The sequence below is a fragment of the Streptomyces sp. MK7 genome (assembly GCF_032658145.1).
Taxonomy (GTDB): domain Bacteria; phylum Actinomycetota; class Actinomycetes; order Streptomycetales; family Streptomycetaceae; genus Streptomyces; species Streptomyces spiralis.
Genome location: NZ_JAVACL010000183.1, coordinates 1 through 308, shown reverse-complemented (window position 1 = coordinate 308; position 308 = coordinate 1). Strand labels below are relative to the sequence as shown.

The following is a 308-nucleotide window of genomic DNA, read 5'->3' as shown; positions in this document are numbered from 1 at the left end:
CGGCGTCCGTCTGGGGAGACCGCCACCCCGACGGGCTTCTTGCCGACATGGATGGGGTTGCCCAGGGTGTGGTTGGTTTCGGTGTCGATCACCGACACCGAATCCGAGCCGGAGTTGGGCGTGTAGGCCAGGCCTCCGTCCTGTGAGACCGCCACCCCGTACGGCTTCTTGCCGACATGGATGGGGTTGCCCACGGTGCGGTTGGTGGCGGTGTCGACCACCGACACCGAATCCGAGCCGGCGTTGGCCACGTAGACCCAGCGTCCGTCCGGGGACACCGCCACCCCGACTGGACTCTTGCCGACATG

Annotated in this window: 1 protein-coding gene; it reads right to left on the bottom strand. The window is 67.5% G+C overall.

Going from position 1 to position 308, the window contains the following annotated elements; all coding sequences use genetic code 11:
* Nucleotides 1-284, bottom strand: a 284-nt coding sequence (locus tag R2S09_RS40405) for a YncE family protein (RefSeq protein WP_306193263.1), incomplete at its 3' end; no start/stop codon positions are given.
* Nucleotides 285-308: the final 24 nt, after the last annotated feature.